Source organism: Pseudomonas rhodesiae, assembly GCF_007858255.1.
GTDB lineage: Bacteria > Pseudomonadota > Gammaproteobacteria > Pseudomonadales > Pseudomonadaceae > Aquipseudomonas > Aquipseudomonas rhodesiae.
The window spans coordinates 232487-239322 of sequence record NZ_VFEU01000008.1; the positions used below are offsets into that span (position 1 = coordinate 232487).

Sequence of the window (6836 nt, forward strand, 5' to 3'; positions counted from 1 at the left end):
TGATCAGTCATTGACGGTCTCTCCGGTTTTCTTACTTTTGAACATATCCAGCGCCAACATGATTGCACCGACGGTGATCGCGCTGTCGGCAAAGTTGAATGCTGGGAAGTAATGACGGTTCTGCCAGTGCACCAGGATAAAGTCGATCACATGGCCCAGGGCAATGCGGTCGTACAGGTTGCCCAACGCGCCGCCCAACACCAGGGCCAAGGCCACAGCCAGCCAAGTGTCATCGCGGCCCAGGCGCTTGAGCCAGACCACCAGCACCGCACTGACCACTACCGCGATCAGAGCAAACAGCCAACGCTGCCAACCGCCACCGTCGGCAAGGAAGCTGAACGCCGCACCGGTGTTGTAAGCCAGTGTCCAGCTGAAGTAGTCCGGGATCACCACGATTTGCTGGAACATTTCCAGGGAGCTTTCGAAGTGAGCCTTGCTGACCTGGTCGATGACCAGGACCAGCAAACTCAAGACAAGCCAGCCCAGACGTCCGAAACGGCCGGCGTTAGGCATAGTGGCGAACCTCACCGGCACCGCTGATGTTGTCGACGCAGCGACCGCAGATTTCAGGATGCTCAGGGTTCACACCGACATCTTCACGGCAGTGCCAGCAACGGGCGCACTTGGCGAAAGCCGACTTGACCACTTTGAGCTTCAGGCCAGGCACTTCGGTAGCGACGGCATCCGCCGGGGCCTGGGCGAAAGGCGCCAGGGTCGCGGTGGATGTGATCAACACAAAGCGCAGCTCGTTGCTCAGTTTGGCCAGGTCGGCGGTCAGACCTTCCTCGGCAAACAGGGTAACTTCGGCTTGCAGGTTGCCACCAACCGCCTTGGCCGCGCGCTGAACCTCCAACTCCTTGTTCACCGCAGCCTTGACGGCCATCACACCTTCCCAATACTCGCGGCCCAGCTCGAAGTCGGCCGGCAATTCGGTCAGGCCTTCGTACCAGGTGTTGAGCATTACGGACTCATTACGCTCGCCTGGCAGGTACTCCCACAGTTCGTCGGCGGTGAAGGCCAGGATCGGTGCGATCCAGCGCACCAGCGCCTCGGAGATGTGGTACAGCGCGGTCTGCGCCGAACGGCGCGCCTTGCTGTTGGCGCCGGTGGTGTACTGGCGGTCCTTGATGATGTCGAGATAGAAACCGCCCAACTCCTGCACACAGAAGTTGTGGATCTTCGAGTAGACGTTCCAGAAACGGTATTCGCCGTAGTGTTCCTGCAACTCGCGTTGCAGCAACAGGGTACGGTCCACGGCCCAACGATCCAGGGCGAGCATGTCCTCGGCCGGCAGGATGTCGGTGGCCGGATTGAAACCGCTCAAGTTCGACAGCAGGAAGCGTGCGGTATTACGGATACGGCGGTAGGCATCGGCGCTGCGCTGCAGGATCTGCTCCGACACGGCCATTTCGCCGGAATAGTCGGTAGAAGCCACCCACAGACGCATGATGTCGGCACCCAGGGTGTCGTTGACTTTCTGCGGCGCGATCACGTTGCCCAGGGACTTGGACATCTTGCGGCCGTTTTCGTCGACGGTGAAACCATGGGTCAGCAGTTCGCGGTACGGCGCGTGGTCGTCGATGGCGCAACCGGTGAGCAGCGACGAGTGGAACCAGCCACGGTGTTGGTCCGAGCCTTCCAGGTACAGGTCGGCGCGCGGGCCGCTCTGGTGGCCCATCGGATGCGAGCCGCGCAATACGTGCCAGTGCGTGGTGCCCGAGTCGAACCAGACATCGAGGGTGTCGCTGATCTTGTCGTACAGCGGCGCTTCGTCGCCCAGCAGCTCGGCGGCGTCCAGTTTGAACCAGGCTTCGATGCCTTCCTGTTCAACGCGCTGGGCCACTTCTTCCATCAGTTCGACGGTACGCGGGTGCAGCTCGCCGCTTTCCTTGTTGAGGAAGAACGGGATCGGCACGCCCCAGTTGCGCTGACGGGAGATGCACCAGTCCGGACGGTTGGCGATCATCGAGTGCAGGCGCGCCTGGCCCCAGGCCGGGATAAAACCGGTGTCTTCGATGGCCTTGAGCGCGCGATTGCGCAGGGTGTCACCGGCAACCGGTTGTTTGTCCATGCCGATAAACCACTGCGCGGTGGCGCGGTAGATCAGCGGGGTCTTGTGGCGCCAGCAGTGCATGTAGCTGTGCTGGATAGTCGCGGTCTGCATAAGCGCGCCAACTTCGCGCAGCTTGTCGATGATGGCCTTGTCAGCCTTGAAGATGAATTGGCCACCAAAGAACTCCAACGACGGTACATAGACGCCGTTGCTTTGCACCGGATTGATGATGTCATCGTTGACCAGGCCGTACTTCTTGCAGATCACAAAGTCGTCGACGCCGTAGGCGGGCGAGCAGTGAACCACGCCCGTACCCGAGCCCAGCTCGACGTAATCGGCCAGGTACACCGGCGACAGACGGTCATAGAACGGATGACGGAAGTTGATCAATTCCAGCGCCGAACCTGTGGTGGTGGCGATCACCGAACCTTGCAACTCGTAGCGCGCCAGGCAGGCCTCGACCATTTCCTCGGCCAGCACCAGCAGGCGATCACCCACGTCCACCAGGGCGTAGGTGAATTCCGGGTGCACGTTCAACGCCTGGTTGGCGGGGATCGTCCACGGGGTGGTGGTCCAGATCACAATGGCCGCCGGCTTGGCCAGGCTGGCCAGGCCGAACGCATCGGCCAGCTTAGCCTCGTCGGCGATCGGGAAGGCTACGTCGATGGTCGAGGACTTTTTGTCCTCGTACTCGACTTCCGCTTCCGCCAGGGCCGAGCCGCAGTCGAAGCACCAGTTCACGGGCTTGAGGCCCTTGAACACGAAACCGCCCTTGACGATTTCGGCCAAGGCGCGGATTTCGCCGGCCTCGTTCTTGAAGTTCATGGTTTTGTACGGGTTGGCCCAGTCGCCCAACACGCCCAGGCGGATAAACTCGGACTTCTGCCCTTCGATCTGCTCGGTAGCGTACGCACGGCACAGTTCGCGCGTCTTGTCGGCGCCCAGGTTCTTGCCGTGGGTCACTTCGACTTTGTGTTCGATCGGCAGGCCGTGGCAGTCCCACCCTGGAACATAAGGTGCGTCGAAACCCGAAAGGGTTTTCGAACGGATGATCATGTCCTTGAGGATCTTGTTCAGCGCATGACCGATGTGAATCGTGCCATTGGCATAAGGAGGGCCGTCGTGCAGGACGAATTTCGGACGATCCTTGCCAATTTCGCGCAACTTTCCGTACAGGCCAATACTGTCCCAGCGCTGCAGGATCTGCGGTTCGCGCTGTGGCAGGCCGGCCTTCATTGGGAAGGCGGTGTCCGGAAGGTTTAGCGTGGCTTTATAGTCGGTCATTTAAGGCTCTTCGGTTAGCGATGGGCGCTAGGTGCGGCTAGTGCACGGGCGGCGGCGACATCCGCATTGATCGCCGTTTTCAACGCCTCAAGCGAGGCGAAACGCTGCTCTTCACGCAGCTTCTGGTGGAAAACCACCGTCAAACGCCGGTCATACAGATCACCGGCAAAATCCAAAAGATGAACTTCCAGGTGGGCCTTGCCATCACCTGCAACCGTGGGCCTGACGCCTATGTTGGCGACTCCGGACCACGATTGACCGTCGATGTCGACGCTGACCAGATAAACCCCGGTCAGCGGCACACGGCGGCGCTTAAGTTGCACGTTGGCGGTTGGCGTGCCCAATTGGCGCGCCAGCTTCTGGCCGTGCAGTACCCGCCCGGCGATGCGGAACGGGCGACCGAGCAAACGCTCGGCCAACGCGAAGTCGGCAGCGGCCAAGGCATTACGCACCTGGGTACTGCTCACGCGCAGGCCATCCAGTTCGACGGTTTGCGCAGCTTCGACGGTAAACCCCTGGCTGACGCCGGCCTGTTGCAGAAACTCGAAATCGCCGACGCGATCGCAGCCGAAACGGAAGTCGTCACCGACCTCCAGGTGCTGTACACCCAGGCCATCGACCAGGATGCGGTCGACGAACTCGGCGGCACTGAGGCTTTGCAAACGCTGGTTGAAGGCCAGGCAGAGGACGCGGTCCACACCTTCTTCGGCCAGCAATTGCAGTTTATCGCGCAGGCGTGCCAGGCGAGCTGGCGCGGTCTCAGGGGAGAAAAACTCCCGCGGCTGGGGCTCAAAAATCACCACGCAGCTGGGCACGCCCAACTCGACCGCACGCTCGCGCAGCCTGGCCAGGATAGCCTGGTGGCCACGGTGAACACCGTCAAAGTTGCCAATAGTGGCGACGCAGCCCCGATGCTGGGGGCGCAGGTTGTGGAGACCTCGAACCAGCTGCATAACGCGCTTCTTGCTCATAAAGTGGTCGATTATAACCACACACTGCCCCGGACGACAGGCAACAGCGCAGGCCAAATGGGTCGAATCGATAAAACACCGGTTTTATCGCGGCAAACTCTCTAATTCAGTGACTTGCGATTGAAATCCCGCAGCCGGAAACCTTGCAGCAGCAACATTCCGAAGTACACCACCACGCCAGCGATCACCAGTACACCCAGTCGCATAAAGCGCTCCAGCATATGACCCTGATCCCAGGCGGGCATTATGTGCATCAAGCCAAGCAGTACGGCGGACATCGCCCCTACCGCCACCAGCAATTTGATCGCGAATATCCCCCAGCCCGGCTGCGGCTGAAACATCTGCTGCTTGCGCAGTTGATAGAACAGCAGGCCAGCATTGATGCAGGCGCCAGCACTGATTGCCAAGGCCAAGCCGGCATGGGCCAGCGGGCCGATAAACAGCAAGTTGAGCAGTTGCGTGACGATCAGGGTGAAGATTGCGATTTTCACCGGCGTGCGGATGTTCTGCTGAGCATAGAAGCCCGGCGCCAGCACTTTGATCACGATGATGCCGAGCAGGCCGACGGAGTAGGCGATCAGCGCGTGCTGGGTCATCTGGGCGTCATGGGCGTCGAACTGACCATATTGGAATAACGAGACCGTCAACGGCTCGGCCAGAATCCCCAGCGCCAGGGAACAGGGCAGCACCAGCACAAAGCACAGGCGCAAGCCCCAATCGAGAATGCGCGAATACTCCTGGCGATCCTTACTGGCGTAGGTGCGCGCCAGGGTCGGCAGCAAGATCGTGCCGAGCGCCACCCCCAGCACCCCGGAAGGCAATTCCATCAGGCGGTCGGCGTAGTACATCCACGACACCGAGCCGGACACCAGCAGGGAGGCGAATGCAGTATTGATGATCAGCGAGATCTGACTGACCGATACACCAAGGATCGCCGGCAACATATTGCGCATGACACGCCAAACACCGGTGTCCTTGAGGTTCAGGCGCGGCAGTACCAGCATGCCGATCTTCTTCAAATGCGGCAGTTGGTAAAGCAATTGCGCCAGGCCGCCGGCCAGCACCGCCCAGCCCAGCGCCATCACCGGCGGATCGAAGTACGGCGTGAGGAACAGCGCAAAGATGATCATGCTCACGTTCAGCAGGGTCGGCACGAAGGCCGGCACCGAGAAACGGTTCCAGGTATTGAGGATCGCCCCGGCCAGGGACGACAGGGAGATCAGCAATATATAAGGAAAGGTCACGCGCAACAGGTCGGTGGTCAGCGCAAATTTTTCCGGGGTGTTGGCAAAGCCGGGCGCCGTGGCCCAGATCACCCACGGAGCGGCCAGCATGCCCAGGGCAGTCACCAGCATCAGTACCAGGGTGAGCAGCCCGCAAACATAGGCGATAAAGGTACGCGTCGCTTCTTCGCCCTGCTGGGTCTTGTACTCCGCCAGGATCGGCACGAACGCCTGTGAAAAGGCGCCCTCGGCAAAGATACGCCGCAGCAGGTTGGGCAATTTGAAGGCGATAAAGAAGGCATCCGTGGCCATACTGGCGCCAAAGATGCGCGCTAGCAGGGTGTCACGCACAAACCCCAGAACCCGGGAAATCATCGTGATAGAGCTGACGGCGGCCAGCGATTTGAGCAGATTCATCGAAAGAGTTTGCGCCTATAGATAAAGAGCAGGCGAACTGTGCGCCTACTTATGCGATACTGCGCGCCTGCAACAGCACAGAGCCAAAGCTCGCGAGTTTACAGGTCAAGCGCCGGAAATAAATCACCCGCCTCTTCAGATCGACCGCTCAGCAGTTCGCATCAGCCGCCCTTGACAACCCATCAAGTCATCGGCATGATTCGCGGCCTATTTTGTTTGCTATTTCCTAAAAAGTCTTTCGAGGAGCTCGACGGTGGCCAACACACCTTCCGCCAAAAAACGTGCAAAACAGGCTGAGAAGCGTCGCAGCCACAACGCCAGCCTGCGTTCCATGGTTCGTACCTACATCAAGAATGTAGTTAAAGCCATCGACACCAAAGACGCTGAAAAAGCTCAAGCTGCTTACGTTCTGGCTGTGCCAGTTATCGACCGTATGGCCGATAAAGGCATCATCCACAAGAACAAGGCCGCTCGTCATAAGAGCCGCCTGAATGGCCACATCAAGGCTCTGAGCGTTGCTGCAGCAGCCTAAGTGGTAACAACTGCAACGCAACCCAGGTTGCGTAACAGTTAAGAAATGCCCCGTACCGAAAGGTCCGGGGCATTTTTGTTGGGGCCTGAAAATCCCCCCCTGCGGGATGTGCGGTTTTTTTGTGATGAGCGGGCTTGCCCCGCGCTGGGCTGCGCAGCAGCCCCAATACATTCAACGCGTTCCTCCAGACAGAACCCAATCTCAGGTTTTAGGGCCGCTTCGCGCCCCGGCGCGGGGCAAGCCCGCTCATACATGGACGCCCCCAGTATGCCAAGCACTCAATTCGTGAAAACACAGACGGGATAAGGTTGCAGCCATACATCCGGACTTTAAGTGAGGCGGTGCCTCTGTCCCTG

Annotated in this window: 5 protein-coding genes; 1 reads left to right on the forward strand and 4 read right to left on the reverse strand. The window is 59.8% G+C overall.

What is annotated here, in order from left to right; translation table 11 throughout:
• Positions 1-3: 3 nt before the first annotated feature.
• The 4 genes from lspA to murJ form a co-directional block, all read right to left on the reverse strand.
• Positions 4-513: a signal peptidase II gene (gene lspA / locus FIV35_RS15040; protein WP_034136916.1), complete on the reverse strand. Its 510-nt coding sequence runs from the start codon at positions 511-513 to the stop codon at positions 4-6.
• Complete coding sequence (gene ileS / locus FIV35_RS15045) at positions 506-3337, reverse strand: isoleucine--tRNA ligase (protein WP_034136915.1); 2832 nt, start codon at positions 3335-3337, stop codon at positions 506-508. Before ileS ends, lspA begins: the two co-directional genes overlap by 8 nt.
• A 14-nt stretch (positions 3338-3351) precedes the next feature.
• Positions 3352-4290 carry a bifunctional riboflavin kinase/FAD synthetase gene (gene ribF / locus FIV35_RS15050; protein WP_034095812.1) on the reverse strand — a complete coding sequence of 313 codons (939 nt, stop codon included), beginning with the start codon at positions 4288-4290 and terminating at the stop codon, positions 3352-3354.
• Between the two features lie 119 nt (positions 4291-4409).
• Entirely contained in the window at positions 4410-5948 is a 1539-nt protein-coding gene (murJ, locus tag FIV35_RS15055) for a murein biosynthesis integral membrane protein MurJ (protein WP_034136913.1), read from the reverse strand.
• Between the two features lie 253 nt (positions 5949-6201).
• Here murJ and rpsT point away from each other — a divergent pair, with 253 nt between their 5' ends.
• Positions 6202-6480, forward strand: coding sequence for a 30S ribosomal protein S20 (gene rpsT / locus FIV35_RS15060; protein WP_016976313.1), 279 nt, complete (start codon positions 6202-6204; stop codon positions 6478-6480).
• Positions 6481-6836: the final 356 nt, after the last annotated feature.

Coding starts and splice junctions, on each gene's coding strand:
- lspA (WP_034136916.1), bottom strand. CDS start 513: ATGCCTAACGCCGGCCGTTTCGGACGTCTGGGCTGGCTTGTCTTGAGT.
- ileS (WP_034136915.1), bottom strand. CDS start 3,337: ATGACCGACTATAAAGCCACGCTAAACCTTCCGGACACCGCCTTCCCA.
- ribF (WP_034095812.1), bottom strand. CDS start 4,290: ATGCAGCTGGTTCGAGGTCTCCACAACCTGCGCCCCCAGCATCGGGGC.
- murJ (WP_034136913.1), bottom strand. CDS start 5,948: ATGAATCTGCTCAAATCGCTGGCCGCCGTCAGCTCTATCACGATGATT.